At 54.0% G+C, this 23,917-nt stretch carries 38 protein-coding genes and 1 riboswitch; of the genes, 34 read left to right on the top strand and 4 right to left on the bottom strand.

Features of this window, described 5'->3' with window-relative positions:
* Positions 1-83 precede the first annotated feature (83 nt).
* The 34 genes from rpsL to ACU6TU_RS15010 all read left to right on the top strand — a co-directional run bounded on the left by rpsL (position 84) and on the right by ACU6TU_RS15010 (position 21,340).
* Positions 84-458 (top strand): 30S ribosomal protein S12, encoded by a 375-nt coding sequence (gene rpsL / locus ACU6TU_RS15175; RefSeq protein WP_447142209.1) that lies wholly within the window; start codon positions 84-86, stop codon positions 456-458.
* 151 nt (positions 459-609) lie between these two features.
* A complete protein-coding gene (gene rpsG / locus ACU6TU_RS15170; RefSeq protein ID WP_447142208.1) occupies positions 610-1,080 on the top strand; it encodes a 30S ribosomal protein S7 in 471 nt (156 codons plus the stop codon).
* Between the two features lie 129 nt (positions 1,081-1,209).
* Complete coding sequence (gene fusA / locus ACU6TU_RS15165) at positions 1,210-3,333, top strand: elongation factor G (protein ID WP_447142207.1); 2,124 nt, start codon at positions 1,210-1,212, stop codon at positions 3,331-3,333.
* Between the two features lie 27 nt (positions 3,334-3,360).
* On the top strand, positions 3,361-4,554 hold the full coding sequence (gene tuf, locus ACU6TU_RS15160; protein WP_447142206.1) for an elongation factor Tu: 1,194 nt from the start codon (positions 3,361-3,363) through the stop codon (positions 4,552-4,554).
* Between the two features lie 160 nt (positions 4,555-4,714).
* Complete coding sequence (gene rpsJ, locus ACU6TU_RS15155) at positions 4,715-5,026, top strand: 30S ribosomal protein S10 (RefSeq protein ID WP_009098983.1); 312 nt, start codon at positions 4,715-4,717, stop codon at positions 5,024-5,026.
* Between the two features lie 169 nt (positions 5,027-5,195).
* Positions 5,196-5,834, top strand: coding sequence for a 50S ribosomal protein L3 (rplC, locus tag ACU6TU_RS15150; protein WP_447142205.1), 639 nt, complete (start codon positions 5,196-5,198; stop codon positions 5,832-5,834).
* Between the two features lie 14 nt (positions 5,835-5,848).
* Complete coding sequence (gene rplD, locus ACU6TU_RS15145; RefSeq protein ID WP_447142204.1) at positions 5,849-6,454, top strand: 50S ribosomal protein L4; 606 nt, start codon at positions 5,849-5,851, stop codon at positions 6,452-6,454.
* Positions 6,451-6,747, top strand: a complete 297-nt coding sequence (gene rplW, locus ACU6TU_RS15140) for a 50S ribosomal protein L23 (protein WP_100820733.1) — start codon at positions 6,451-6,453, stop codon at positions 6,745-6,747. The genes rplD and rplW overlap by 4 nt, the downstream gene beginning before the upstream one ends.
* 17 nt (positions 6,748-6,764) lie before the next feature.
* Positions 6,765-7,592, top strand: coding sequence for a 50S ribosomal protein L2 (rplB, locus tag ACU6TU_RS15135; protein ID WP_290822969.1), 828 nt, complete (start codon positions 6,765-6,767; stop codon positions 7,590-7,592).
* Positions 7,593-7,625: 33 nt separating this feature from the next.
* Positions 7,626-7,901, top strand: a complete 276-nt coding sequence (rpsS, locus tag ACU6TU_RS15130; RefSeq protein WP_100820735.1) for a 30S ribosomal protein S19 — start codon at positions 7,626-7,628, stop codon at positions 7,899-7,901.
* Between the two features lie 18 nt (positions 7,902-7,919).
* Positions 7,920-8,252, top strand: a complete 333-nt coding sequence (gene rplV, locus ACU6TU_RS15125; RefSeq protein WP_010626471.1) for a 50S ribosomal protein L22 — start codon at positions 7,920-7,922, stop codon at positions 8,250-8,252.
* 11 nt (positions 8,253-8,263) lie between these two features.
* A complete protein-coding gene (gene rpsC / locus ACU6TU_RS15120; RefSeq protein ID WP_447142203.1) occupies positions 8,264-8,965 on the top strand; it encodes a 30S ribosomal protein S3 in 702 nt (233 codons plus the stop codon).
* A 15-nt stretch (positions 8,966-8,980) separates the two neighbouring features.
* Complete coding sequence (rplP, locus tag ACU6TU_RS15115) at positions 8,981-9,394, top strand: 50S ribosomal protein L16 (protein ID WP_075880584.1); 414 nt, start codon at positions 8,981-8,983, stop codon at positions 9,392-9,394.
* A complete protein-coding gene (gene rpmC, locus ACU6TU_RS15110) occupies positions 9,394-9,585 on the top strand; it encodes a 50S ribosomal protein L29 (RefSeq protein WP_009098999.1) in 192 nt (63 codons plus the stop codon). The genes rplP and rpmC overlap by 1 nt, the downstream gene beginning before the upstream one ends.
* Position 9,586: 1 nt before the next feature.
* Entirely contained in the window at positions 9,587-9,847 is a 261-nt protein-coding gene (gene rpsQ / locus ACU6TU_RS15105; protein ID WP_447142202.1) for a 30S ribosomal protein S17, read from the top strand.
* A 51-nt stretch (positions 9,848-9,898) separates the two neighbouring features.
* Positions 9,899-10,270: a 50S ribosomal protein L14 gene (gene rplN / locus ACU6TU_RS15100; protein ID WP_100820738.1), complete on the top strand. Its 372-nt coding sequence runs from the start codon at positions 9,899-9,901 to the stop codon at positions 10,268-10,270.
* A 14-nt stretch (positions 10,271-10,284) separates the two neighbouring features.
* Positions 10,285-10,599 carry a 50S ribosomal protein L24 gene (gene rplX, locus ACU6TU_RS15095; RefSeq protein WP_100820739.1) on the top strand — a complete coding sequence of 105 codons (315 nt, stop codon included), beginning with the start codon at positions 10,285-10,287 and terminating at the stop codon, positions 10,597-10,599.
* 18 nt (positions 10,600-10,617) lie between these two features.
* Positions 10,618-11,157, top strand: coding sequence for a 50S ribosomal protein L5 (rplE, locus tag ACU6TU_RS15090; protein WP_447142201.1), 540 nt, complete (start codon positions 10,618-10,620; stop codon positions 11,155-11,157).
* Between the two features lie 10 nt (positions 11,158-11,167).
* Positions 11,168-11,473: a 30S ribosomal protein S14 gene (rpsN, locus tag ACU6TU_RS15085; RefSeq protein ID WP_100820741.1), complete on the top strand. Its 306-nt coding sequence runs from the start codon at positions 11,168-11,170 to the stop codon at positions 11,471-11,473.
* Positions 11,474-11,506: 33 nt separating this feature from the next.
* Positions 11,507-11,899, top strand: a complete 393-nt coding sequence (gene rpsH / locus ACU6TU_RS15080; protein ID WP_447142200.1) for a 30S ribosomal protein S8 — start codon at positions 11,507-11,509, stop codon at positions 11,897-11,899.
* A 9-nt stretch (positions 11,900-11,908) separates the two neighbouring features.
* Positions 11,909-12,439: a 50S ribosomal protein L6 gene (rplF, locus tag ACU6TU_RS15075; protein ID WP_447142199.1), complete on the top strand. Its 531-nt coding sequence runs from the start codon at positions 11,909-11,911 to the stop codon at positions 12,437-12,439.
* A 9-nt stretch (positions 12,440-12,448) separates the two neighbouring features.
* Complete coding sequence (gene rplR / locus ACU6TU_RS15070) at positions 12,449-12,799, top strand: 50S ribosomal protein L18 (protein ID WP_100820744.1); 351 nt, start codon at positions 12,449-12,451, stop codon at positions 12,797-12,799.
* Between the two features lie 11 nt (positions 12,800-12,810).
* Entirely contained in the window at positions 12,811-13,311 is a 501-nt protein-coding gene (gene rpsE, locus ACU6TU_RS15065) for a 30S ribosomal protein S5 (RefSeq protein ID WP_100820745.1), read from the top strand.
* A 5-nt stretch (positions 13,312-13,316) separates the two neighbouring features.
* Complete coding sequence (gene rpmD / locus ACU6TU_RS15060) at positions 13,317-13,499, top strand: 50S ribosomal protein L30 (RefSeq protein WP_100820746.1); 183 nt, start codon at positions 13,317-13,319, stop codon at positions 13,497-13,499.
* A 3-nt stretch (positions 13,500-13,502) separates the two neighbouring features.
* Positions 13,503-13,937: a 50S ribosomal protein L15 gene (gene rplO / locus ACU6TU_RS15055; protein ID WP_447142198.1), complete on the top strand. Its 435-nt coding sequence runs from the start codon at positions 13,503-13,505 to the stop codon at positions 13,935-13,937.
* Positions 13,938-15,269 carry a preprotein translocase subunit SecY gene (gene secY / locus ACU6TU_RS15050; RefSeq protein WP_447142197.1) on the top strand — a complete coding sequence of 444 codons (1,332 nt, stop codon included), beginning with the start codon at positions 13,938-13,940 and terminating at the stop codon, positions 15,267-15,269. It begins immediately after the preceding gene.
* Between the two features lie 91 nt (positions 15,270-15,360).
* Entirely contained in the window at positions 15,361-15,474 is a 114-nt protein-coding gene (gene rpmJ, locus ACU6TU_RS15045) for a 50S ribosomal protein L36 (RefSeq protein ID WP_031384759.1), read from the top strand.
* A gap of 144 nt (positions 15,475-15,618) precedes the next feature.
* Positions 15,619-15,975 (top strand): 30S ribosomal protein S13, encoded by a 357-nt coding sequence (gene rpsM, locus ACU6TU_RS15040; RefSeq protein WP_447142196.1) that lies wholly within the window; start codon positions 15,619-15,621, stop codon positions 15,973-15,975.
* Between the two features lie 39 nt (positions 15,976-16,014).
* Positions 16,015-16,401 (top strand): 30S ribosomal protein S11, encoded by a 387-nt coding sequence (rpsK, locus tag ACU6TU_RS15035; protein WP_009723883.1) that lies wholly within the window; start codon positions 16,015-16,017, stop codon positions 16,399-16,401.
* A 12-nt stretch (positions 16,402-16,413) separates the two neighbouring features.
* Positions 16,414-17,034, top strand: coding sequence for a 30S ribosomal protein S4 (gene rpsD / locus ACU6TU_RS15030; protein WP_447142195.1), 621 nt, complete (start codon positions 16,414-16,416; stop codon positions 17,032-17,034).
* 120 nt (positions 17,035-17,154) lie between these two features.
* Positions 17,155-18,150 carry a DNA-directed RNA polymerase subunit alpha gene (locus ACU6TU_RS15025; RefSeq protein WP_447142194.1) on the top strand — a complete coding sequence of 332 codons (996 nt, stop codon included), beginning with the start codon at positions 17,155-17,157 and terminating at the stop codon, positions 18,148-18,150.
* 39 nt (positions 18,151-18,189) lie between these two features.
* Complete coding sequence (gene rplQ / locus ACU6TU_RS15020; RefSeq protein ID WP_100820752.1) at positions 18,190-18,576, top strand: 50S ribosomal protein L17; 387 nt, start codon at positions 18,190-18,192, stop codon at positions 18,574-18,576.
* A 256-nt stretch (positions 18,577-18,832) separates the two neighbouring features.
* Positions 18,833-20,278 carry a D-alanyl-D-alanine carboxypeptidase gene (locus ACU6TU_RS15015; protein ID WP_447142193.1) on the top strand — a complete coding sequence of 482 codons (1,446 nt, stop codon included), beginning with the start codon at positions 18,833-18,835 and terminating at the stop codon, positions 20,276-20,278.
* Positions 20,279-20,464: 186 nt separating this feature from the next.
* The gene (locus ACU6TU_RS15010) at positions 20,465-21,340 is read left to right on the top strand and encodes a DMT family transporter (RefSeq protein ID WP_447142192.1); all 876 of its coding nucleotides are present in this window, start codon (positions 20,465-20,467) and stop codon (positions 21,338-21,340) included.
* Here the strand turns inward: ACU6TU_RS15010 and thiE are convergent.
* The 4 genes from thiE to ACU6TU_RS14990 all read right to left on the bottom strand — a co-directional run bounded on the left by thiE (position 21,318) and on the right by ACU6TU_RS14990 (position 23,827).
* Complete coding sequence (gene thiE / locus ACU6TU_RS15005; protein WP_447142191.1) at positions 21,318-21,944, bottom strand: thiamine phosphate synthase; 627 nt, start codon at positions 21,942-21,944, stop codon at positions 21,318-21,320. The genes ACU6TU_RS15010 and thiE overlap by 23 nt on opposite strands.
* The gene (thiM, locus tag ACU6TU_RS15000; protein WP_447142190.1) at positions 21,934-22,791 is read right to left on the bottom strand and encodes a hydroxyethylthiazole kinase; all 858 of its coding nucleotides are present in this window, start codon (positions 22,789-22,791) and stop codon (positions 21,934-21,936) included. Before thiM ends, thiE begins: the two co-directional genes overlap by 11 nt.
* A gap of 29 nt (positions 22,792-22,820) precedes the next feature.
* A riboswitch (TPP riboswitch) is annotated at positions 22,821-22,933 on the bottom strand.
* A gap of 23 nt (positions 22,934-22,956) precedes the next feature.
* Positions 22,957-23,301 carry a DUF6482 family protein gene (locus ACU6TU_RS14995; RefSeq protein ID WP_447142189.1) on the bottom strand — a complete coding sequence of 115 codons (345 nt, stop codon included), beginning with the start codon at positions 23,299-23,301 and terminating at the stop codon, positions 22,957-22,959.
* A gap of 151 nt (positions 23,302-23,452) precedes the next feature.
* Positions 23,453-23,827 carry a DUF2237 family protein gene (locus ACU6TU_RS14990; RefSeq protein WP_447142188.1) on the bottom strand — a complete coding sequence of 125 codons (375 nt, stop codon included), beginning with the start codon at positions 23,825-23,827 and terminating at the stop codon, positions 23,453-23,455.
* Between the last annotated feature and the right edge of the window lie 90 nt (positions 23,828-23,917).

Below are 23,917 nucleotides of genomic sequence, written 5' to 3'. Positions count from 1 at the left end.
AGAATGCGCAGCCTTTAACAGTGGGGCCGGTTTATCCGCGTCCCACTGCAAGGCAAGGCAACCATTGGAGTCAGCTACAGACTATGGCAACGATTAATCAGCTCGTGCGCAAGCCGCGCAAGCGCCCAGTCACGAAAAGTGACGTGCCGGCGCTTCAGGCATGCCCGCAAAAACGTGGTGTTTGCACCCGCGTATACACAACTACCCCGAAGAAGCCTAACTCGGCCCTGCGTAAGGTTTGCCGTGTGCGCCTGACCAACGGTTTCGAGGTGTCTTCGTACATCGGTGGTGAAGGTCACAATCTTCAGGAGCACTCAGTGGTCCTGATTCGTGGCGGTCGTGTAAAGGATTTGCCAGGTGTGCGTTATCACACCGTTCGCGGTGCTCTGGATACCTCTGGTGTACAGAACCGTAAGCAGGGCCGTTCCAAGTACGGCACCAAGCGTCCGAAGAAGTAATCGACAGCAGCTGCGTCTGCTTCGATAGATATAGTCGCTTTAATTAACAAAAGCGAAAACAGAATTTTGTTGGTCTGATAAGAGTAAGGTCGAGCGGCTGCTAGTGGTGAGTCTCGAGTTTACCTGAAGGATCCTTAATAGAGGGCTTATCATGCCTAGAAGAAGAGTTGTAGCAAAGCGCGAGATTCTGCCGGATCCCAAGTTCGGAAGTGAGCGCCTAGCGAAATTCATGAACCACCTGATGTTCGGCGGTAAGAAGTCTGTAGCTGAGCGTATCGTCTATGGTGCGTTAGACAAGGTTGCCGAACGCAGCAAAGAAGAGCCGCTGGAAATCTTCGACAAGGCGCTGGAAACTATTCAGCCAATGGTCGAAGTTAAATCGCGCCGCGTGGGTGGTGCGACCTATCAGGTGCCGGTAGAAGTTCGTCCGTCTCGTCGTCAAGCGCTGGCAATGCGCTGGCTGGTTGATGCGGCGCGTCGTCGCGGTGAGAAAACCATGGTGCTGCGTCTGGCTGGTGAAATGCTGGATGCCGCAGAAGGTAAAGGTTCTGCGGTCAAGAAGCGTGAAGACGTGCACCGTATGGCTGAGGCCAACAAAGCATTCTCTCACTATCGTTTCTAAGCTCGTTGCGTAGATCAGAATTGTGTTACATATGCTTGCAAAGCCGCTATCCCTTCGATAGCGGCCTTGGCATAGAAAATACAGAACTATCTGCCTTTCGGGCATCGCCAACCAACGGGGGTTTCCACCGTGGCACGCAAGACACCATTAAATCGTTACCGTAACATTGGTATCGTCGCGCACGTTGACGCGGGTAAAACCACGACAACGGAACGCGTGCTTTTTTACACCGGCCTTTCTCATAAGGTAGGTGAGGTTCATGACGGCGCTGCCACCATGGACTGGATGGAGCAGGAGCAGGAGCGTGGTATTACGATCACGTCAGCTGCAACGACCTGTTTCTGGCAGGGTATGGATAAGCAGTTCCCTGAGCACCGTATCAATATCATCGATACGCCTGGGCACGTTGACTTCACTATCGAAGTTGAGCGTTCTCTGCGTGTTCTCGATGGTGCAGTCGTTGTTCTGTGTGGCTCATCAGGCGTTCAGCCGCAGACTGAAACGGTCTGGCGTCAGGCTAACAAGTATGAAGTTCCGCGCATGGTCTTCGTCAACAAGATGGACCGTACCGGCGCTGATTTTTTCATGGTTGTTGATCAGCTGAAAGAGCGCCTGGGAGCTAAAGCCGTGCCGATCCAGATTAACTGGGGCACGGAAGAAGACTTCAAGGGCGTTGTTGACCTTATTCAGATGAAGGCCATCCTGTGGGATGAAACGAGTCTGGGTATGAACTACGAGCTCGTCGATATTCCTGCTGAACTGCAGGAAACGGCAGAGAAGTATCGTGAAGAAATGGTAGAGGCCGCTGCCGAAGGTACTGATGAGTTGATGGACAAGTACCTGGAAGGCGGTGAGCTAACCGTTGAAGAGATCAAGGCAGGGTTGCGTGCGCGTACTTTGGCCAATGATATCGTTCTGGTGACGTGTGGTTCTGCTTTCAAGAACAAAGGCGTTCAAGCCGTTCTGGATGGCGTCATCGAGTACATGCCGTCGCCGACAGAAGTTAAGGCGATCGAGGGTGAGCTTGACGATAAAGACGGTACCGTCGATACGCGTGAAGCTGACGACAGTGCACCCTTTGCCGCGCTGGCTTTCAAGATCGCGACGGATCCCTTTGTGGGCACTCTGACGTTTATCCGTGTTTACTCGGGTGTTTTGAACTCGGGTGATGGCGTCTATAACTCAGTCAAGAGCAAGAAAGAGCGTGTCGGTCGTATCGTTCAGATGCACGCCAACTCGCGCGAAGAAATCAAGGAAGTGCGTGCTGGGGATATCGCGGCATGTATCGGTCTTAAAGACGTCACAACGGGTGATACTCTGTGTGATATCAATAATAAGATCGTCCTTGAGCGTATGGAATTCCCGGATCCGGTTATCTCGGTAGCCGTTGAGCCGAAGTCCAAAGCCGATCAGGAAAAAATGGGTGTGGCACTGGGCAAGCTGGCTCAGGAAGATCCGTCCTTCCAGGTGAAAACCGACGAAGAGACAGGTCAGACCATCATCTCCGGTATGGGTGAGTTGCACCTTGATATTCTTGTTGACCGCATGCGTCGCGAGTTTAAGGTGGAAGCCAACATCGGTAAGCCTCAGGTCGCCTACCGTGAAACGATTCGCGGCAGCGTTGAGCAGGAAGGCAAGTTTGTACGTCAGTCGGGTGGTCGCGGTCAGTATGGTCACGTCGTCATGCGTATCGAGCCGCTGACCTATGAAGAGAAAGGCGAAGGAGATGATGAAATCTTCTTCAAGTTTAACTCTGAAATCGTGGGTGGTGTGGTTCCCAAGGAATACATTCCTGCGGTAGAGAAAGGTGCTTTTGAGCAGCTGCAAAATGGTGTTATCGCGGGTTACCCGATGATTGACGTCAAGGTAACGCTGTTTGATGGTTCCTATCATGACGTGGACTCTAACGAGACTGCGTTCAAGATTGCCTCTTCCATGGCAGTCAAAGAAGGCGCCAGGAAGGCTAAGGCCGTGCTGCTGGAGCCGGTGATGAAGGTCGAGGTCGTGACTCCCGAAGAGTTTATGGGTGACGTCATGGGCGACCTGAACCGTCGTCGCGGCTTAGTGCAGGGCATGGATGACTCATCTTCCGGTAAAGTCATCCGCGCAACGGTCCCGTTGGGTGAGATGTTCGGTTATGCAACCGACTTGCGCTCACAGACTCAGGGCCGTGCGAGCTACTCCATGGAGTTCGCGAAGTACGAGGAGGCGCCCTCCAGCGTCGTAGAAGCCGTCATCAACCAAAACGGTTAACCGTTAGCTAATAAAGAGGTTATAGCAGTGGCTAAGGAAAAATTTGAACGTTCCAAACCGCATATCAACGTTGGCACCATCGGTCACGTTGACCACGGTAAAACAACACTGACAGCGGCTCTTACCCGTGTATCTGCTGAAGTATTCGGCGGTGACTGGCGCGAGTTTGACACCATCGATAATGCGCCGGAAGAGCGTGAGCGCGGTATTACTATCGCCACCTCTCACGTTGAGTACCAGTCAGAAGTTCGCCATTACGCGCACGTTGACTGCCCGGGGCACGCTGACTATGTCAAGAACATGATCACCGGTGCTGCGCAGATGGACGGCGCGATCCTGGTGTGTTCTGCCGCTGACGGGCCGATGCCGCAAACGCGTGAGCACATCCTGCTGTCTCGTCAGGTTGGCGTACCCTTCATCGTAGTGTTCCTGAACAAAGCGGACATGGTCGATGACGAAGAGCTGCTTGAGCTGGTCGAAATGGAAGTTCGTGAACTTCTCGACGAGTACGACTTCCCGGGCGACGACACGCCGATCATCACAGGTTCTGCGCTGATGGCGCTGAACGGTGAAGATGAGAACGGCATGGGTACTACCGCTGTTGCTAATCTGATCAAAGCTCTGGATGAGTACATTCCTGAGCCGGAGCGTGCGATCGATCAGCCGTTCCTGATGCCGATCGAAGACGTTTTCTCTATCTCTGGTCGCGGTACAGTTGTTACCGGTCGTGTAGAGCGCGGTATCATCAACCCAGGTAGCGAAGTTGAAATTGTCGGTATCCGCGATACTGTCAAGACTATCGTTACCGGTGTTGAAATGTTCCGTAAGCTGCTCGACGAAGGTCGTGCGGGTGAGAACGTTGGCGCCCTGCTGCGTGGTACCAAGCGTGATGACGTCGAGCGTGGTCAGGTTCTGGCTAAGCCGGGCACCATCAACCCGCACACTACCTTCGAAGCAGAAGTTTACGTACTGTCCAAAGAAGAAGGTGGTCGTCACACGCCTTTCTTCAAGGGCTATCGTCCGCAGTTCTACTTCCGTACCACTGATGTAACGGGTACTTGTGAGCTGCCGGAAGGTGTTGAGATGGTCATGCCGGGCGACAACGTGAAAATGGTTGTTACCCTGATCGCGCCGATCGCGATGGATGACGGTCTGCGTTTCGCTATTCGTGAAGGTGGTCGTACTGTTGGTGCTGGCGTTGTTGCCAAAATCATTAAGTAAGTAGACCCCTGAAGTACCCAAGGGGGCTCTTGCAGAGCCCCCTTTTCTGCGCAGTATAAGCAAATGTTTGACATGCGCTTTCGCTGTGCCTATAATGCGCATCCTTTGAATGCGTGGGTAGACGGCTCGCGCCGTCGACATCCATTGGAGTTTAGGGCTAATGCAGAACCAGAAGATTCGCATTCGGTTGAAAGCGTTCGACCATCGCCTGATCGATCAGTCTACTGCGGAGATTGTTGAAACCGCAAAACGTACTGGCGCTCAGGTTCGTGGTCCCATTCCGCTTCCGACCAACCGCGAGCGTTATACGATACTGATCTCACCGCACGTCAACAAAGACGCGCGTGACCAGTACGAGATTCGTACCCATAAGCGTGTGCTCGACATCGTTGAGCCTACTGAGAAAACAGTTGATGCCTTGATGAAGCTTGATCTCGCCGCTGGCGTAGACGTGCAAATCAAACTCGACTAATTACACTAGACACTCGCGACCCAGCGCTTTCGCTAAGCGTTAAAGTAAATAGTTATCAGCGAAAGCAGCAGTCGCCGCGCCGTGAGGCGCCACACAATGTGCTAGTGGAATGCTCTGGAAAGGGCAGCCATAGCGGGTGACAGCCCCGTACACTATAGGAGAACTGAGAATGACTATCGGTTTGGTCGGTACTAAGGCCGGGATGACCCGCGTCTTTACCGAAGACGGTGCATCTGTGCCCGTAACCGTTATTGAAGTTGATCCTAACCGCGTTACTCGCGTTAAGTCAGTTGAAACTGATGGTTACGCAGCGGTTCAGGTAACAACTGGCTCTCGTAAAGCCAAACACCTCACCAAGGCGCAAGCAGGGCAGTTTGCCAAGGCGGGTGTTGAGGCTGGTCGTTCCTTGATGGAGTTTCGTCTTGAAGAAGGCGAGCAAGCTCCTGAAGTGGGCGGCGAACTCACCGTATCCCTCTTTGAAGCTGGTCAGATGATTGACGTGACCGGTACCTCTAAGGGTAAGGGCTTCCAAGGTGCTGTTAAGCGTTGGAATTTCCGTACCCAAGACATGACTCATGGTAACTCTCTGTCGCATCGTGCGCCGGGTTCCATTGGTATGTGTCAGACCCCCGGACGTGTATTCAAAGGCAAGAAAATGGCCGGTCAGATGGGCAACGTCCGCTGTACTGTTCAGAGCCTTGAAGTCGTACGCGTTGATGCCGAGCGTAACTTGCTGCTCATCAAGGGTGCTGTACCGGGCGCAACCGGCAGCGACGTTATTGTACGCAGCGCCGTCAAAGCTGGCTGAAGGGGAGTTTACCAATGAATCTGAATCTTGCTGCAGGTGCGGGTACCGTTGAAGTAGCCGACGCCACATTTGGCAAAGAATTCAATGAGGCGCTGGTTCACCAGGTGGTCACTGCTTATCTGGCTAGTGGTCGTCAAGGGACTCGCGCTCAGAAGAATCGCTCTGACGTTCGTGGCGGTGGTAAAAAGCCATGGCGTCAAAAAGGTACTGGCCGTGCACGTGCCGGCACCATTCGTTCTCCGCTGTGGCGCAGCGGTGGTGTGACTTTCGCGGCGCGTCCCCAGGACCACAGCCAGAAAGTTAACCGTAAAATGTACCGCGCTGCGATGCGCTCCATTCTGTCTGAACTCGTTCGTCAAGAGCGTCTGGTGGCAGTTGATGAGTTTGTCGTTGATGCGCCCAAGACCAAGCAGGTCGCTGCCAAACTGAAAGAGCTGGAGCTTGAAAAAGTTCTGATCGTCACCGAAGAGATTGACGAAAAGCTCTATCTGGCTGCGCGCAACCTTCCACATGTTGATGTGATTGATGTTGCTGCCGCTGACCCGGTGAGTCTAGTTGCCTTTGATAAGGTGCTGGTCACCGTCTCCGCCCTGCGCAAATTTGAGGAGAAGCTGGCATGAACCAGGAACGCGTATTCAAGGTTCTGCTCGGACCGCACGTGACCGAGAAGGCCGCGATGGCAGCTGAGCGTAATCAGTACGTTTTCAAGGTGGCGAGCGACGCTACCAAGCCTGAGATCAAAAAAGCCGTTGAGGCGCTGTTCGGCAAGAAAGTCGATAGCGTTCAAGCGCTTAATGTCAAAGGCAAGACGAAGCGTACCGCAAATGGCGTTGGCATGCGTAAAGGGTATCGCAAAGCGTATGTCACCCTGGCCGCGGGCGAAACGCTCGAAGACTTCTCTGGCGCCGAATAAGGGCAGGAGTACGGATAATGGCAATCGTCAAGACCAAACCCACATCCGCCGGTCGTCGCCACGTCGTTAAGATTGTTGGCGAGACGCTTTACAAGGGCCGTGCTTATGCACCGCTGTTGGAAAAGCAGTCCAAGTCCGGTGGGCGTAATAACTACGGTCGCATCACTACCCGCCATGTGGGCGGTGGTCACCGTCATCACTATCGGTTGATCGACTTCAAGCGTACCAAAGATGGCATTCCTGCTACCGTTGAGCGCCTGGAACACGATCCGAACCGCAGTGCGCACATTGCACTGCTGAAGTACGCTGATGGTGAGCGTCGTTACATCATTGCACCGAAAGGTGTCAGCGCGGGTGACGTGCTGGAATCTGGTGTTAACGCGCCCATCAGGAAAGGCAATGCTTTGCCGCTGCGCAACATTCCGCTTGGTTCTACCGTTCACGGTATCGAATTGAAGCCGGGTAAAGGCGCGCAGATTGCTCGCAGTGCTGGTACTAGCGCCCAGCTGGTTGCGCGTGAAGGCAATTATGCCACCTTGCGTCTTCGTTCTGGCGAAATGCGCAAAGTGTTGGCGGAATGCCGTGCAACCCTAGGTGAAGTGAGTAACTCTGAGCACAGCCTGCGTCAACTTGGCAAGGCCGGTGCGAAGCGCTGGAGAGGCGTGCGTCCCACCGTTCGCGGTGTTGCGATGAACCCGGTTGACCACCCACATGGTGGTGGTGAAGGCCGCACCAGTGGTGGTCGTCATCCGGTCACGCCGTGGGGTGTCCCGACTAAGGGTCATAAGACGCGTAAGAACAAGCGCACCGACAAACTGATCATTCGTCGCCGTAAGGCTCGGTGATTGAACTTGCCAAGAAATTAAGAGGTAACGGCTGTGCCACGTTCACTAAAGAAAGGTCCCTTTATTGACCTTCATCTTTTGAAGAAGGTAGAGGTTGCAGTGGAAAAGAACGACCGTAAACCGATCAAGACCTGGTCGCGTCGTTCGATGATTCTACCAAATATGGTAGGTCTGACCATTGCAGTACATAACGGTCGCCAACACGTCCCGGTGCATGTTTCCGAGGAAATGGTTGGCCACAAGCTAGGCGAATTCGCTGCCACCCGCACTTACCGTGGGCACGTAGCGGACAAAAAAGCCAAACGGTAAGCCAGAGAGGATTGAGAGATGGAAGTCACAGCTAAGTTGCGTGGCGCTCGTTTATCCGCCCAGAAGGCCCGTTTGGTGGCTGACCAGGTGCGCGGTAAACCGGTCGCCGAGGCGCTCGACCTGCTGACCTTCTCACCGAAGAAGGCTGCCAAACTGGTCAAGAAAGTGCTTCAGTCCGCCATTGCAAACGCGGAAGAAAATAACGGCATGGATATCGACGAGCTGCGTGTATCGACCATCTGCGTCGATGAGGGCATGACGCTCAAGCGTATCAAGCCGCGTGCCAAAGGGCGTGCGGATCGTATCTTGAAGCGCACCTGTCACATCACCGTCAAGGTAGCCGAGAAGTAGGAGTCGACCAGATGGGTCAGAAAGTCAATCCAACAGGCATTCGACTGGGCATCGTCAAAGACCATGCTTCTGTCTGGTATGCCGAGCGCGGCGCCTATGCCGATAAGCTCAATAATGATCTCGCAGTGCGTAGCTTCCTGGAAGAGCGTCTCAAAAACGCCTCCGTAAGCCGCATTCACATCGAGCGTCCAGCTAATAACGCCCGTATTACCATTCACACCGCCCGTCCGGGTATCGTGATTGGCAAGAAAGGTGAAGATGTTGATCGTCTCCGTCGTGATCTCGGCGAGATGATGGGCGTCCCGGTCCATGTGAACATCGAAGAAGTTCGCAAACCGGAACTGGATGCCAAACTGGTAGCTGCTAACGTTGCTGGCCAGCTCGAACGCCGTGTTATGTTCCGTCGCGCCATGAAGCGTGCGGTACAGAACGCAATGCGTCTCGGTGCTGGTGGTATCAAGATTCAGCTGTCAGGTCGTTTGGGTGGTGCTGAAATCGCACGTACTGAATGGTACCGCGAAGGTCGCGTTCCGCTGCACACGTTGCGTGCGGATATCGACTACGCCACTTACGAAGCTCACACCACCTACGGCGTCATCGGCGTCAAAGTGTGGATCTTCAAGGGTGAAATCCTCGGCGGTATTGAGGAAGTTCGTGCCAAGGCTAAACAACAGCCTGCCGGCAACGCGCCCAAGAAGAAAGGTTCCAGGTAAGGGGAGAGCGAGTCGATGTTACAGCCCAAGCGTTTAAAATTCCGTAAGGTGCAGAAAGGTCGTAATCGCGGCCTGGCACATCGCGGAAGCAAGATTAGCTTCGGGGAATATGGCCTCAAGGCTACCGGTCGCGGCCGCATCACTGCGCGCCAGATCGAAGCCGGTCGTCGTGCGATCACACGTCACGTTAAACGTGGCGGTAAGATCTGGATCCGCGTATTCCCTGATAAGCCGATCTCCAAAAAGCCACTCGAAGTTCGTATGGGTAAGGGTAAAGGTTCAGTCGAGTATTGGGTCGCCCAGATCCAGCCGGGTCGGGTCCTATACGAGATTGAAGGTGTGTCAGAAGAGCTCGCGCGTGAAGCGTTTGAGCTGGCCGCCCAGAAAATGCCCGTATCCACCACCTTTGCGAAACGGACGGTGATGTGATGAAAGCCCAGGAAATTCGTGAAAAGTCAGTCGGCGAGCTTCAAGAGCAGCTCCTCGAACTCCTCCGCGAGCAGTTTAACCTGCGCATGCAGAAGGCCACTGGCCAACTGAGCCAGACTCATCTGCTCAAGCAGGTCCGTCGGGATATTGCCCGCGTGAAGACTATGCTCAACGAGAAGGCAGGTGACTGAGATGGCCGAAGAAAAGAAAGCCCGTACACTCACCGGTAAAGTGGTGAGTGACAAGATGGAAAAATCCATCGTCGTAATGATCGAGCGTCGTGAGCGTCACCCGATCTACGGAAAATACGTCAAGCGCTCCACCAAGCTGCACGCCCATGATGAGACAAATCAGGCTAAGGCTGGCGACACGGTCTCTATCCAAGAGTGCCGTCCGCTGTCCAAAAATAAAGCCTGGACCCTCATCGAGGTGGTTGAGCAGGCTAAAGGTTAATTGCCTGCGCCTGTTCAATCAGTGCAGTCAGATTAGGTTTGGAGAAAACCGATGATTCAGACTCAGACAATGCTGGATGTCGCTGACAACAGCGGAGCGCGCCGGGTGCAATGCATCAAGGTGTTAGGTGGTTCACACCGCCGCTACGCTCGCGTTGGTGACGTCATCAAAGTATCAGTAAAAGAGGCAATCCCTCGTGGCAAGGTCAAAAAAGGCCAGGTCATGAAAGCGGTTGTCGTACGCACCAAGAGCGGCGTCCGTCGTCCAGACGGTTCGCTGATCCGTTTCGACGGGAATGCGGCGGTTCTGTTGAATAATACCAACGAACAGCCGGTCGGGACCCGTATTTTCGGGCCGGTCACTCGTGAACTTCGTAATGAAAAGTTCATGAAGATCATTTCCTTGGCGCCTGAAGTGCTGTAAGGAGCGAGGCGGATATGCAAAAGATCAAACGTGACGATGAAGTCATCGTCATCGCCGGGAAGGATAAAGGCAAACGTGGCACGGTCAAACGCGTTCTAGAAGAACGTTTTGTGGTGTCCGGTGTGAATATGATTAAACGTCACACCAAGCCAAATCCCATGGCGGGAAATCAGGGCGGTATCGTTGAGCGTGAGGCTCCGATTCACGCGTCCAACGTAGCCATCTTCAATTCGGAGACCGGTAAGGCGGATCGCGTCGGGTTCCAAGTCCAGGAAGACGGTACCAAGGTACGTATCTACAAGTCGACGCAGACGCAGATCGACGCCTAACGTGAGTCGGGTAGCAAAATGGCGAACTTGAAAGAACGTTATCAAAACGAGGTTGTAGCTAAGCTGAAAGAAGAGTTCAGCTACGCCAACGTAATGCAGGTGCCCCGGATCACGAAAGTGACCCTTAATATGGGTATCGGCGAAGCGGTCAGCGATAAAAAGCTGATCGATAATGCCATCGGTGACCTGGAGAAGCTCTCCGGTCAAAAGCCGCTGGTGACCAAAGCACGTAAGTCCATCGCGGGCTTCAAGGTGCGTGAAGGTTGGCCGATCGGCATCAAGGTCACACTGCGCAGTGAGCGTATGTGGGATTTTCTTGACCGTCTGGTAAACATCGCGATTCCACGCGTGCGTGACTTCCGTGGTCTCAACCCGAAGTCTTTTGACGGTCGTGGCAATTACTCAATGGGTGTGCGTGAGCAGATCATCTTCCCTGAGATCGAGTATGATAAGATCGATCGCGTTCGGGGATTGGACGTCACAATCACCACTACCGCCAACACCGATGAGGAAGGCCGTGCGCTACTGCGTGCGTTGAACTTCCCCTTCAAAAAATAAGGGTTGGATCATGGCAAAGAAAAGCATGGTAGAGCGTGAGCTCAAGCGCACAAACCTGGTAGCGAAATATGCTGCCAAGCGTGCTGAACTCAAGGCGATCATCCAGGACGTTAACGCTTCCGACGAAGAGCGCTTCGACGCGCAGCTTAAGCTGCAGCAACTGCCGCGCGATTCAAGCCCGGTACGTCAGCGTAATCGCTGTCGCGTTACCGGCCGTCCGCACGGTTTCTATAACAAGTTCGGCCTCGGCCGTAACAAGCTGCGTGAAGCCGCCATGCGTGGCGACGTCCCTGGTCTTAAAAAGTCCAGCTGGTAAGTGCCACGTAGAATCATCAGGAGCGCACATTAAATGAGCATGCAAGACACTCTGGCGGATATGTTTACCCGTATCCGCAATGCGCAGATGGCCACCAAGGAGACGGCTACCATGCCGTCTTCCAAGTTGAAAGTGGAAGTGGCCCGCGTGCTGAAAGAAGAGGGCTACATCACTGATTACTCAGTGGCTGAGAGCGTCAAGCCCGAATTGACCGTCACTCTCAAGTACTTTGAGGGTAAGCCGGTTATCGATCATATCCAGCGGGTTTCCAAGCCGTCTCTGCGTCAGTACAAAGGCAAAGACAACCTGCCTAAGGTCGCCGATGGTCTGGGTATCGCGATTGTCACCACATCCAATGGTGTCATGACCGATCGTGCCGCGCGCCAAGCGGGTGTCGGTGGCGAAGTCATCTGCACCGTATTCTAGGAGGCTGGAATGTCCCGCATAGCGAAATATCCGGTTAAACTGCCCGCAGGCGTTGAGGTTAAAATCGACGCTGGTCAAGTGACCGTTAAAGGAGGCCAAGGTACGCTTTCCATGCAGATTCACAACGATGTTGTGGTTGCGCAGGAAGACGGCCAGATGACCTTCGCGCCGAGTGAATCGGCAAAAAGCTGGGCAATGGCTGGCACAACTCGTGCTTTAGTCCAGAACCTGGTCACGGGCGTATCCGAGGGTTTCACAAAAACTCTCGAAATTGTTGGCGTCGGTTATCGTGCCCAAGTAAAGGGCAAGACGCTCAATCTTTCACTGGGCTTCTCGCACCCGGTCGACTACGAACTGCCTGAAGGTGTCTCAGCGGAAACGCCGAAGAACACCGTTGTCGTGCTGAAAAGCGCGGACAAGCAGCAGCTCGGTCAGTGCGCCGCGGAAATCCGCGCCTTCCGTCCCCCTGAGCCGTATAAAGGCAAGGGTGTTCGGTACGCCGACGAGCAGGTGCGTCGCAAAGAAGCCAAGAAGAAGTAAGGCAGGGTTATGAACGCGAAGAAAGAATCTCGTCTCCGTCGTGCCCGCCGTGCTCGCGCCAAGATCCGCGAGCTAGGCGCGTTCCGCCTGTGCGTCAATCGTACCCCACGTCACATCTATGCGCAGATTATCTCGCCGGATGGTGGCAAAGTGCTGGCCAGTGCATCTACGCTGGACAAAGCGCTTCGAGAGGGTGCAACCGGTAATACAGAGGCTGCCACGAAAGTCGGCGCCCTGATTGCCGAACGCGCAAAAGAAGCAGGCATCACCCAGGTGGCCTTTGATCGTGCTGGCTTTATGTACCACGGCCGCGTCAAGGCGCTGGCCGACGCCGCACGTGAAGGCGGCCTGGAATTCTAAAGGGTTTTACGATGGCGAAGAACGAACAGCAAAACGGCGATCTGCAAGAAAAACTCGTGCAGGTCAACCGTGTCGCCAAGGTGGTCAAAGGTGGTCGTATTTTCGGCTTTACCGCGCTGACCGTCGTTGGTGATGGTAAAGGTCGTGTCGGCTTTGGTCGTGGTAAGGCACGTGAAGTGCCAGTTGCCATTCAGAAGGCGATGGAACAAGCACGTCGCAATATGGTCAAGGTAAACCTGGCTGGTCATACGTTGCAGTATCCTGTGAAAGCCCGTCACGGTGCTTCCAAGGTTTACATGCAGCCGGCCTCCGAAGGTACCGGTATCATCGCAGGCGGCGCTATGCGCTCAGTACTTGAGCTAGCAGGCGTCCACGATGTTCTGGCCAAGTGCTACGGTTCTACCAACCCGGTCAACGTTGTACGCGCAACCGTTAATGGTCTCGCATCAATGAAAGCACCGGAAGACGTGGCTGCCAAGCGCGGTCTGTCTGTCGAAGCGATCACGGGGTGAATACCATGGCAGCAACGATCAAGGTTACCCAGGTCCGCAGCACCATCGGCATCCTGCCCAAGCATAAAGCTACTATGAAAGGCTTGGGCCTGCGTCGCATCGGTCACACGGTTGAGCTGGAAGACACCCCCGCCGTACGCGGCATGATCCACAAGGTAACTTACCTTGTGCGCGTTGAGGGAGAGTAATCCATGAAACTCAATACTCTGAGCCCGGCACCGGGTTCAAAGCAGGCTGAAAAGCGTGTTGGTCGTGGTATCGGTTCCGGTCTGGGTAAGACCGGTGGCCGTGGCCACAAAGGCCAGAAGTCACGCAGTGGCGGTAGCGTCAAGCCAGGTTTCGAAGGCGGTCAAATGCCGTTGCAGCGTCGTCTGCCGAAATTCGGTTTCACGTCTGCCAAGTCGATGGTATCTGAGGAAGTTCGTGTGGCTGAGCTGGCAAAAGTTGCCGGCGATGAAGTGACACTGCAAACACTGAAAGATGCCAACGTACTGAAGGACTCTACGCGTCATGCGAAGATTATCCTGTCAGGCGATCTCAACAAAGCGGTTACCGTTCGCGGCATCAAGTGCACCAAGGGTGCGCGAGCTGCTATCGAAGCCGCTGGCGGCAAGGTAGAGGACTAAATGGCCAAGTCAGGAACTATGCCGGCGATGGGGAGCGGTCTGAGTGAACTATGGGCGCGTCTGCGCTTCGTGCTCCTCGCCATTGTGGTTTACCGTATCGGTGCCCACATTCCCGTACCCGGTATCAATCCTGACCAGCTTGCTGCCTTGTTCAGGGAGCAACAGGGTACCATTCTGGGCATGTTCAACATGTTCTCGGGTGGCGCCCTGGAGCGCATGAGTGTCCTCGCGCTGGGTATAATGCCCTATATTTCTGCGTCGATTATCATGCAGCTGATGTCCGCGGTTTCACCTCACCTTGAGCAGCTCAAGAAAGAGGGTGAATCCGGCCGCCGCAAGATCAGCCAGTACACCCGCTACGGCACGGTGATACTGGCCTTTATTCAAGCCACCGGTATGTCGGTTGGCTTGGCTAGCCAGGGCATTGCTTACAGCGCTGACTTCAGCTTTTATTTCACTGCCGTCGTGACTTTTGTCTCGGGCGCAGTATTTATGATGTGGCTGGGTGAGCAAATTACCGAGAAAGGGATTGGTAACGGTATTTCGTTGCTGATCTTTGCCGGTATTGTGGCCGCACTTCCAGGTGCTGTCGGGCAGGCATTCGAGCTTGCGCGTAACGAAGGGGCCTGGAATGTGTTGCCGCTGTTGGCTCTGTCTGCGTTAGGTATTGCCACTGTGGCGTTTGTGGTATTCATTGAGCGTGGTCAACGCCGCCTCAAGGTGAACTATCCACGTCGCCAAGTGGGAAACAAGATGTATGCGGGCCAAAGCAGTTATCTGCCCCTGAAAGTGAATATGGCTGGGGTTATTCCTGCGATCTTTGCTTCCAGTATTCTGCTGTTTCCGGCGTCGATCGGTCAGTGGGTGGGGGCAGGTGAAGGCATGGAGTGGTTGCAACGTGCTTCACAGGCGTTAGGACCAGGCCAACCGCTTTATATCTTGCTTTTCGCGGCGGCAGTGGTATTCTTCTGCTTCTTTTACACAGCGCTGGTCTTTAACCCGAAAGATGTGGCTGACAATCTGAAAAAGTCAGGTGCGTTCTTGCCGGGTATTCGTCCAGGCGAGCAAACTGCTCGCTACATAGATAAAGTCATGACACGTCTGACTTTATTCGGTGCACTGTACATCACCGCAGTTTCCCTGATGCCCCAGTTTTTGATTGTGGCCTGGAATGTTCCGTTTTTCTTTGGCGGTACATCCCTGTTGATTGTCGTAGTAGTTGTTATGGATTTCATGGCTCAGGTCCAATCGCATCTGATGTCTAATCAGTACGATTCGGTAATGAAGAAATCCAATCTGAAAGGCTACGGCAGTGGCGGAATCATGCGCTGAGGCGATGTTCAACGCTTTAATACCCGTGAGGGAAGCCCCTCGGCAATAATTGTCGAGGGCGCACCGCGAGCCGGTTTTTGGAGAAAGATCGATGAAAGTTCGAGCTTCCGTAAAGAAAATGTGCCGTAACTGCAAGATTATCCGTCGCAATGGCGCTGTACGCGTTATTTGTACGGAGCCACGGCACAAGCAGCGTCAGGGTTAATTCTGACCTGAAACATGTTGGCGTAAAAAGTCCTCTGTGACATCGCTTGGTGCATGATTTGCATTTTAGTATTTATAGAGGTATTCTGTTGCGCCTTTTAAAGATGAACAAACGAGCAAGCCGCTCAAACTTCGGAGTAAGCTGATGGCCCGTATTGCAGGCGTCAATATCCCGGATAACAAGCATGCGGCGATCTCGCTGACCTACATCTTCGGTATTGGCCGTACCCGTGCTGAGCACATCTGTGCCGCATCTGGTATCGCGCTGACAACCAAAATTCAGGACCTTTCCAGTGAAGAGCTGGATACCGTTCGTTCTGAAGTTGGTAAATATACCGTAGAAGGCGACCTTCGCCGTGATGTTACGCTGAATATCAAGCGTCTCATGGACTTAGGTTGCTATCGTGGTCTGCGTCATCGTCGTAGTCTTCCGCTGCGTGGTCAGCGTACTAAGACTAACGCGCGTACCCGTAAGGGCCCGCGTAAGCCGATCCGCAAATAACACGCACGTTCTGGCGTAAAGACAGGAATAGACATCAACATGGCTAACCCGCGTAGTAACCGTAAAAAGGTTAAAAAGCAGGTAGTGGACGCCGTAGCGCATATCCACGCCTCTTTTAACAACACGATCGTGACGATCACAGACCGCCAGGGCAATGCTCTGTCATGGGCAACTGCCGGTGGTTCGGGTTTTCGTGGTTCTCGCAAGAGCACCCCGTTCGCTGCTCAAGTAGCAAGTGAACGTGCAGCAACTGCTGCAGCCGAGTATGGTGTGAAAAACGTCGACGTGCTGGTCAAAGGCCCAGGTCCTGGCCGTGAATCTGCCGTGCGCGCGCTTAACGCCGCCGGCTTCCGCGTGCAAAGCATCACTGACGCGACGCCCATTCCCCACAATGGCTGCCGTCCGCCGAAGAAACGCCGCGTTTAAGGAGAAAGATTCATGGCTCGTTATATTGGACCGAAGTGCAAATTGTCTCGTCGTGAAGGCACAGACCTCTTTTTGAAGAGTGGTGTGACTCCCTTCGAGAAAAAGTGTAAATCCGAGCAGATCCCGGGTGTACACGGCCAGCGTCGTCAGCGTCTTTCCGACTACGGCTTGCAGCTTCGCGAGAAGCAGAAAGTACGCCGTATGTATGGCGTACTCGAAAAGCAGTTCCGCAACTACTACAAAGAAGCCGCTCGCCTGAAAGGTGCGACTGGTGAAGTTTTGTTGCAGTTGCTTGAATCCCGACTGGATAACGTCGTCTACCGCATGGGCTTTGGCTCGACCCGCTCAGAAGCACGTCAGCTGGTCAGCCACAAAGCGATTGCAGTGAACGGCAAAACCGTCAACGTGGCTTCCTATCAGGTTAAGCCAGGTGACGTGGTTTCCGTTCGCGAAAAGGCGAAGAACCAAGCTCGTATTCAAAGCGCAATGTCCTTAGCGGCAAACCGTGGCGATGTGACTTGGATCGAAACAGACGCCAAGAAGATGGAAGGCACTTTCAAGGCTCTGCCTGAACGCGGTGACCTGTCTGCCGACATCAACGAAAATCTGATCGTCGAGCTGTACTCGAAGTAAGTCTTGACTGGCTTCTTCATGTCCGGGCGTGGTGCTTAACCCGCCCGGTTATTCTGGATATTAGTCGATTGACGTTTCCAGAGTGCTCAGAATCCGTTTGGCAGCCTGAAAGGTGTTCTTATGCAGCGTTCAGTGACAGAGTTTCTCCGTCCTCGTGATATCAAGGTCGAAGAAATTAGCGCACATCATGCCAAGATCGTTCTCGAACCATTCGAGCGCGGTTTTGGTCACACTCTTGGTAATGCACTGCGTCGCATTCTGCTTTCGTCCATGCCCGGCGCCGCCGTGGTTGAGGCTGAAATCGCAGGTGTCGAGCACGAATACAGTGCCATCGAAGGGGTGCAGGAGGATGTAATTGAAATCCTTCTGAACTTGAAAGATGTTGCGATCAAGATGCACAGCCGCGATGAGGCGGTGCTCTCGCTGAACAAGCAGGGCCCAGCCGTCGTCACCGCAGGCGACATTGCACTTGATCACAGCGTTGAAATCGTCAACCCGGATCACGTCATTGCGCACGTAAACGAAGGTGCCGAGCTGAAGATTCAGCTTAAAGTGGCACTGGGGCGCGGCTATGAGCCAGCTGATGTGCGAGGTTCTGATGATGAATCGCGTACTATTGGCCGCCTGCAGCTGGATGCTACCTTCAGCCCTGTGCGTCGTGTTTCTTATGCCGTTGAAGCAGCCCGTGTCGAGCAGCGTACTGACCTCGATAAGCTGATTATCGATCTGGAAACAGACGGCACCCTGGATCCAGAAGAGGCAATCCGCCGCAGTGCGACCATCCTGCAAGAGCAGCTGGCCGCCTTCGTCGACCTTGAAGCTGATAAAGAGCAAGAAGTCGAAGAAGAAGAGGATCACGTTGATCCGATTCTACTGCGCCCCGTAGACGATCTTGAGCTGACTGTTCGCAGCGCGAACTGCCTGAAGGCCGAGAATATTTACTACATTGGTGATTTGATTCAGCGTACAGAAGTTGAGCTGCTCAAAACCCCCAATCTCGGCAAGAAATCCTTGAATGAAATCAAGGACGTACTGGCAGCACGTGGCTTATCCCTTGGCATGCGGTTAGAAAACTGGCCGCCAGCAAGCCTGAAGGACGATAAGGCCTCCGCGTGAGCGTCAACTTGAGTCCCAGTTTGGTAAGGAATCACAACCATGCGTCATCGTAAGAGTGGTCGTCATTTAAATCGCACCAGCTCGCACCGCCAGGCAATGTTCAAAAACATGTCTGTGTCCCTGGTCGAGCACGAAGTGATTAAGACAACCCTGCCTAAAGCTAAAGAACTGCGTCGTGTCATTGAGCCGCTGATCACTTTAGCCAAGCAGGATAGCGTTGCTAACCGTCGTTTGGCATTCTCCCGCACACGCTCGAAAGAAGCTGTCGGCAAACTCTTTAATGAGTTGGGCCCACGCTACTCCGAGCGTCCTGGAGGTTATGTGCGTATTCTCAAGTGCGGTTTCCGCACAGGTGATAACGCACCGATGGCATACGTTGAGTTAGTCGATCGCCCGATCGTTGAAGATATCGCCGTAGAAGATTAATTTTTGTCTCGGTGCTTCATGTCGGTAAAACCGGCTTGATACTTCTGGCATAATGCCAGCTGTTATCAGGCCGGTTTTTTTTATTTTTACCCTTTCGCTTGAGCGATATCACACAACTGATGTTTTTTTGCTTGATTTTGGTTGGTGTCAAATAGCAAGCTGGCCATAATGATTAAAACAGGCCCTAAACACTGTGGCGCTCCGGCCATCAGTAACGAGATAGTGTCATGAACAAGGAATTTATCGAGGCTTAAGCATGCAGACTGTGAAACGCTCTATCGTCCAGCACAGTGCCATCTATCGAACAGCCGCTTTTATTGCGCTGACGTTACTGATGTTATTGACACTTGCGGTACCCTACTCCGCCCAGGCGAACCCTCGTTATGCAGGGATGATGATCGACCTGGAATCAGGGGAAGTTCTTTACGCAGAGAATGTTGATGAGCGTCGTTATCCCGCATCGCTGGTTAAAATGATGACGCTTTATATGGCGTTCGAGGCGCTTGAGAGCGGTCGCCTTTCGCTAAATCAGCCATTGCCGGTTTCCAGTCAGGCCGCCGCAAAGCCTGCCGTGAAACTTTGGTTGCCCGCGGGTAGCACCATTACGGTTGATGAGGCGATTCGCGCACTGGCTGTGCGCTCTGCCAACGACGTAGCGGCCGTTGTCGCAGAAGCGTTAGGCGGTTCAGAAAGCATGTTTGCGTTGCAGATGACGGAGCGAGCCCGTGAACTTGGTCTGACATCCACCACCTTCAAAAATGCCTCTGGCTTGCCTGACAGCGGGCAGGTAACCACCGCCCGTGACATGATGAGTCTGGCGGTGCATGTGATACAGGATTTTCCGCAGTACTATCACTATTTTTCGCTTAAATCGTTTACCTATAAAGGTAAAACGCACACAAGCCATAACCGCCTGGTCACTAATTACCCTGGTGTTGATGGTTTGAAAACCGGCTTTATTCGTGCCTCGGGCTTCAATGTCGCCACGACCGCTGTGCGAGGCAATCGTCGTCTGGTGGGTATTGTCATGGGTGGATTCACCGGACAGTCGCGTAATGATCATATGGCTGACTTGCTGGACCGCGGTTTCATGCGTGCTGGCCTTCGTGACCGAGGCAACTGGTTAGCCAATGCGGAGTTCTCGCGGGAATATATGCACTTCGATGGTCGGCCACCGGTTTACACTCAGCCCACCTATACCGCTTCCCGTCCAGCAAACAGGGTTTCTGCTGGTTCTGTGTCAAGCGGCTCGGCGTCAAGTGCTTCAGCTTCAAATGCCTCACTTCCAAGTACGCCAGCGTTCAACAACGCTCAGAATGGTAGTTCCCAGAATACGCAAGTACGCAACGTTGCGGTACGCGAGGTGATTGAGCCGGCGCCGCCTGTGACCCCGGCACCTGCGCCTTCCCCGTCCGTGACGCCTGCGCCGCCCGCACCAACGACCGCGATGCATCGTTCATCCGACTGGGGTATCCAGCTGGGGGCTTTTAGTCAGGAAAACGATGCTCATCGTCTGGCTTCTCAGGCTGCACAGCGTTTAAGCACGGACGTTAATGGTCTCGTGAAAGTAGAAGCGGTTCCTGGTCAGGCGTCGCTGTTTCGCTCCCGTTTAGTCTCCCTTGAGGAGCAGCAAGCGTACCGAGCGTGCCAGAAGCTTCGTTCACAGGGCATGGACTGCATGGTTGTCAACGCCAGCCTGTAAACCTGCAGAATGACGTAAAGCCCCCGCAAGGATGACCTTGCGGGGGCTTTTTGGTTGTATGTTTCTGCATTATTGTTAGGATTTATTAATAGGGCTGTTCTTTTGAGCAGCTTTTTTTGATGGTTTTAATTTATCGGCCCTTGCCAATTAACCGCTATCTACCACCGTTCAGAGAGGGAGACATGCATGACATCATCACTTAAAGGTATTGTTTTCATGTGTGTTGGTGTGCTCTTTCTGGCGCTGGGGGATGCGGTATCCAAATGGCTGGGGGAAACCTATTCACCCTTGCAGATCGTTTTTTTTCGTACGCTGGTGTCGTTACCGCTGATTGCCGTGCTTGCTTATTTTGCAGGTGGGCTGCGCAAGTTAAAAACGCGGCGGCCACGGGTCCATCTGCTACGTGGCCTGATCTATACCGGCACCATGGGGTTTTTTGTTTGGGGGTTAACCCTGTTGCCACTGGCAGAAGCAACGGCCATTGCGTTTGTCGCGCCGATGTTTGTGACCTTGCTTTCGGTGCCTTTACTGGGTGAGCGTATTGACCTTCCCGTCTTGGTTGCCTCGTTGATTGGTTTCGTCGGCGTTGTAATCGTGGTCCGTCCGGGCGGAGACGCCTTCCAAGTCGGTGCTTTGATCATGGTGGCGGCCGCCGTCTGTTATGCCTTGATGATGATTACCGCACGCCGTTACGGCGGGCGGGAGCATCTCTGGGCCATGTTGTTCTATATGACGCTGGTGCCGATGCTACTGACCGCCATGACCTTACCTTGGGTCTGGAAAACGCCCCTCTCTGAACACTGGCTAGGTTTTCTGGCCTCGGGCGTGTTGGGGATAGGGGCAACGGCTTTTATTACCGTTGCGTTTCGGTATACGCCAGCAGCGATTGCGGCACCCTTTGATTATACCGCCATGGTTTGGGCGGTTTTGCTGGGTTGGTGGTTCTGGGGAGAACTGCCCGATATCTGGGTGCTGGTGGGAAGTGTGCTGATTATTGGTAGCGGTCTGGCCATTGCTTACCACGACCGCCGTACAAGCCTTAAGCGTCGGCCCACCGCCTAGCCAGTTCGTTCGCGCTATCGCGGGGGGAGCGTTGGCCGCAGATAGCGGATATGACGGCTATCCCAGCGGCACCACTGCGTTTTGCGTGTTCAATATGGGCGGCTTTCAACCCGCCAATGGCAACACCTGGCAGTTGGCTCGCCGCCGTCAAGGCGGCCAATCCATCAAAACCAATCGGAGGTTCATGGTCGCCTTTACTGGGTGTGGCAAAGACGGGCCCAAAGCCGAAATAATCCAGCTGACTGACAGGGGCGCTGGCAAGCTGCGCCAGGGTATTCACTGAAAGCCCGAGAATCGCCTCTGGGCCAAGCACTTGACGAGCCCGTTCAATCGCTGCATCGCTTTGCCCGACATGAAGGCCATCTGCCTGGCTTGCCAGAGCGACCTCAAGGCGGTCATTAATAATCAAAGGAACATGACTGCCAGCAAGCAGGCTTTTCAGTCGCTTTGCCTGCGCTGTCATGGCCTGGTCGGTGGCGTATTTGTCACGTAACTGGACGATACTGACCCCTCCGGCGACAGCTTCTTCTACCGTGCGCTCTAGCCCTTTGGCAGCACACAGCGTGGCATCCGTCACCAGATACACCGAAAGATCAAACGGCATCAATCATCTCCCATGTTAACCGGGTATCCAGGTCTTGCGGGGAAAGCTGGTACAGGGCATCCAGAAACGCAGGCGCAAAGCTGCCGGGCCCACCGGCCGTGCTACCTGCTTGTTGGCCTGCCAGCGCAAAACAGCCAAAGGCAGCGGCAGTGGCGGTCAAAGGGGTGGAAGGTGCAGCGCCAATAAACGCAGCCACCGTTGCACTGAGAGCGCAACCCAGCGTGGTAACGCGAGGCATTAAGGCGTGCCCACCGTGAATGCGTATCGATTGCTGTCCGTCGGTGATGATATCGGTTTCACCACTGACCGCCACAATGCAGTGCTGCTGGCGTGCCAGTTGACAGGCGGCGGTGTGAGCCTCCTCTACGCTGGCGGTACTATCAGCGCCACGCCCAGGGTTGGCAATACCATTGAGGCTGAGAATTTCTGAGGCATTACCGCGAATGGCACTCGGCTTTAATGCTAACAGCTCAGCGCACAGTGCTTGTCGGTAAGCGGTGGCGCCCACGGCCACAGGGTCTAATACCCACGGCGTGTCGTCTTCATGCGCCGTACGGGCTGCCAGACGCATACTGTGCGCCCAAGGGGTGGAGATCGTGCCAATGTTAATGGAAAGAGCCGCCGATAGACGCACAAACTCCACGACCTCTTCCTGTTCGTGCAACATGGCCGGTGAGGCACCAAGAGCAAGTAACACATTGGCGCTGCTGTTCATCGCCACATAATTGGTCATGCAGTGGGTCAACGGCGTGAGTTGTCGCAAAGCGGCCAGATGCTGACCAAGCGAAGATGCCGATGAAGGCATTGATGAAAATATTGATGGAGATGGTGGCGAGGGTATTGTCATGACATCCTCCCGGCTGGGAGGCAGTGAGGCAGAGAAGCCCCACGACTCCCTACGCCGGCATTATCCGGTTCAGGTGCTTGAGGGTGCGTCTCAGCTTGAGGATCAGGCTTACAAAGCCTCACAAGCGCCCCTGTCGTTTTCAGAAGCGCCATCCTAGCGAATTATTTACCGAAAGGCGATGCGTGTACCGTAGGTCAGCATTTCATCCGGGGTCATCGCTCGGCCGGGTGTGCCAATCATTTCATCCCCGCATTGATCGGCGAAGGTAAGCACGCCGTGGTGAAAACCTAATTGGCTTAGCTTATCGCGGATTTCACCGGTGCCAAGAAACGAGCACACACGCCCCTCATTATCGCTTAAGTTGGAAACACCGTTAGCATGGTGAAAGCGCACGGTGTAGATGCCATCCATTGATTCCACTTCCACGATGGGGGAAAAACCATTATGAACTGCGCGAGATAACTCGCGATAGCTGAGGCGGTCGCCAAGCTGATAATCAATACTCGTCATGATCAACTCCTGATAACAGGCTGATACGGCTGAAAGGGATTTTTGTATAGCCTTTGGATAATAAGTGTAGAGTAATTATTAAATTCTTCCAGCGCATTCTTCGAAAAAACGAAAACCTTTACAGGCGAGGCCATCAAATGCTTCGTTGTGGTTAGCGTGCAGCGTCCAGGGCATGTTGCTGCAGCAGTTTTAAGGGAATCACATCCAGCGCTTTTTCATGTGTTGCGCTGAGAATGATGGGCGGTGCCAGGCCGACATCAGCGGCTTCTTTCCAGCGACTGGCACACAAGCACCAACGGTCGCCTGGCATAAGGCCCGGAAAGCCAAATTCAGGACGAGATGTCACAAGATCATTCCCCTGGGCGCGCGAATAGGCCAGAAACTCTTCCGTGACCATGGCGCATACCGCATGAACGCCCTGGTCCTCAACGCCGACGCGACAAAAACCATCGCGATAAAATCCAGTAACAGGCTCGTGGCAGCAAGGTGTCAGTGGCTCACCTAAAACATTGCGATCTCGTGACATACTAGTATCTCCTCAAAAGGGGCGGGGTCGCCCGTTGCGTGTATCAGCGCTCAGCCTGCATACTGGCCTGAAGGTCCTATCGGCTTAAAA

The sequence above is a fragment of the Halomonas sp. LS-001 genome (assembly GCF_052983955.1).
This window is presented reverse-complemented; position numbering and strand designations above follow the sequence as displayed.

Bases quoted from the DNA above. Each gene is read 5' to 3' on its own strand.
- rpsL (WP_447142209.1), top strand. From the start codon at position 84: ATGGCAACGATTAATCAGCTCGTGCGCAAGCCGCGCAAGCGCCCAGTC.
- rpsG (WP_447142208.1), top strand. From the start codon at position 610: ATGCCTAGAAGAAGAGTTGTAGCAAAGCGCGAGATTCTGCCGGATCCC.
- rpsJ (WP_009098983.1), top strand. From the start codon at position 4,715: ATGCAGAACCAGAAGATTCGCATTCGGTTGAAAGCGTTCGACCATCGC.
- rplC (WP_447142205.1), top strand. From the start codon at position 5,196: ATGACTATCGGTTTGGTCGGTACTAAGGCCGGGATGACCCGCGTCTTT.
- rplD (WP_447142204.1), top strand. From the start codon at position 5,849: ATGAATCTGAATCTTGCTGCAGGTGCGGGTACCGTTGAAGTAGCCGAC.
- rplW (WP_100820733.1), top strand. From the start codon at position 6,451: ATGAACCAGGAACGCGTATTCAAGGTTCTGCTCGGACCGCACGTGACC.
- rplB (WP_290822969.1), top strand. From the start codon at position 6,765: ATGGCAATCGTCAAGACCAAACCCACATCCGCCGGTCGTCGCCACGTC.
- rplV (WP_010626471.1), top strand. From the start codon at position 7,920: ATGGAAGTCACAGCTAAGTTGCGTGGCGCTCGTTTATCCGCCCAGAAG.
- rpsC (WP_447142203.1), top strand. From the start codon at position 8,264: ATGGGTCAGAAAGTCAATCCAACAGGCATTCGACTGGGCATCGTCAAA.
- rplP (WP_075880584.1), top strand. From the start codon at position 8,981: ATGTTACAGCCCAAGCGTTTAAAATTCCGTAAGGTGCAGAAAGGTCGT.
- rpmC (WP_009098999.1), top strand. From the start codon at position 9,394: ATGAAAGCCCAGGAAATTCGTGAAAAGTCAGTCGGCGAGCTTCAAGAG.
- rpsQ (WP_447142202.1), top strand. From the start codon at position 9,587: ATGGCCGAAGAAAAGAAAGCCCGTACACTCACCGGTAAAGTGGTGAGT.
- rplN (WP_100820738.1), top strand. From the start codon at position 9,899: ATGATTCAGACTCAGACAATGCTGGATGTCGCTGACAACAGCGGAGCG.
- rplX (WP_100820739.1), top strand. From the start codon at position 10,285: ATGCAAAAGATCAAACGTGACGATGAAGTCATCGTCATCGCCGGGAAG.
- rplE (WP_447142201.1), top strand. From the start codon at position 10,618: ATGGCGAACTTGAAAGAACGTTATCAAAACGAGGTTGTAGCTAAGCTG.
- rpsN (WP_100820741.1), top strand. From the start codon at position 11,168: ATGGCAAAGAAAAGCATGGTAGAGCGTGAGCTCAAGCGCACAAACCTG.
- rpsH (WP_447142200.1), top strand. From the start codon at position 11,507: ATGAGCATGCAAGACACTCTGGCGGATATGTTTACCCGTATCCGCAAT.
- rplF (WP_447142199.1), top strand. From the start codon at position 11,909: ATGTCCCGCATAGCGAAATATCCGGTTAAACTGCCCGCAGGCGTTGAG.
- rplR (WP_100820744.1), top strand. From the start codon at position 12,449: ATGAACGCGAAGAAAGAATCTCGTCTCCGTCGTGCCCGCCGTGCTCGC.
- rpsE (WP_100820745.1), top strand. From the start codon at position 12,811: ATGGCGAAGAACGAACAGCAAAACGGCGATCTGCAAGAAAAACTCGTG.
- rpmD (WP_100820746.1), top strand. From the start codon at position 13,317: ATGGCAGCAACGATCAAGGTTACCCAGGTCCGCAGCACCATCGGCATC.
- rplO (WP_447142198.1), top strand. From the start codon at position 13,503: ATGAAACTCAATACTCTGAGCCCGGCACCGGGTTCAAAGCAGGCTGAA.
- secY (WP_447142197.1), top strand. From the start codon at position 13,938: ATGGCCAAGTCAGGAACTATGCCGGCGATGGGGAGCGGTCTGAGTGAA.
- rpmJ (WP_031384759.1), top strand. From the start codon at position 15,361: ATGAAAGTTCGAGCTTCCGTAAAGAAAATGTGCCGTAACTGCAAGATT.
- rpsM (WP_447142196.1), top strand. From the start codon at position 15,619: ATGGCCCGTATTGCAGGCGTCAATATCCCGGATAACAAGCATGCGGCG.
- rpsK (WP_009723883.1), top strand. From the start codon at position 16,015: ATGGCTAACCCGCGTAGTAACCGTAAAAAGGTTAAAAAGCAGGTAGTG.
- rpsD (WP_447142195.1), top strand. From the start codon at position 16,414: ATGGCTCGTTATATTGGACCGAAGTGCAAATTGTCTCGTCGTGAAGGC.
- ACU6TU_RS15025 (WP_447142194.1), top strand. From the start codon at position 17,155: ATGCAGCGTTCAGTGACAGAGTTTCTCCGTCCTCGTGATATCAAGGTC.
- rplQ (WP_100820752.1), top strand. From the start codon at position 18,190: ATGCGTCATCGTAAGAGTGGTCGTCATTTAAATCGCACCAGCTCGCAC.
- ACU6TU_RS15015 (WP_447142193.1), top strand. From the start codon at position 18,833: ATGCAGACTGTGAAACGCTCTATCGTCCAGCACAGTGCCATCTATCGA.
- ACU6TU_RS15010 (WP_447142192.1), top strand. From the start codon at position 20,465: ATGACATCATCACTTAAAGGTATTGTTTTCATGTGTGTTGGTGTGCTC.
- thiE (WP_447142191.1), bottom strand. From the start codon at position 21,944: ATGCCGTTTGATCTTTCGGTGTATCTGGTGACGGATGCCACGCTGTGT.
- thiM (WP_447142190.1), bottom strand. From the start codon at position 22,791: ATGACAATACCCTCGCCACCATCTCCATCAATATTTTCATCAATGCCT.
- ACU6TU_RS14995 (WP_447142189.1), bottom strand. From the start codon at position 23,301: ATGACGAGTATTGATTATCAGCTTGGCGACCGCCTCAGCTATCGCGAG.
- ACU6TU_RS14990 (WP_447142188.1), bottom strand. From the start codon at position 23,827: ATGTCACGAGATCGCAATGTTTTAGGTGAGCCACTGACACCTTGCTGC.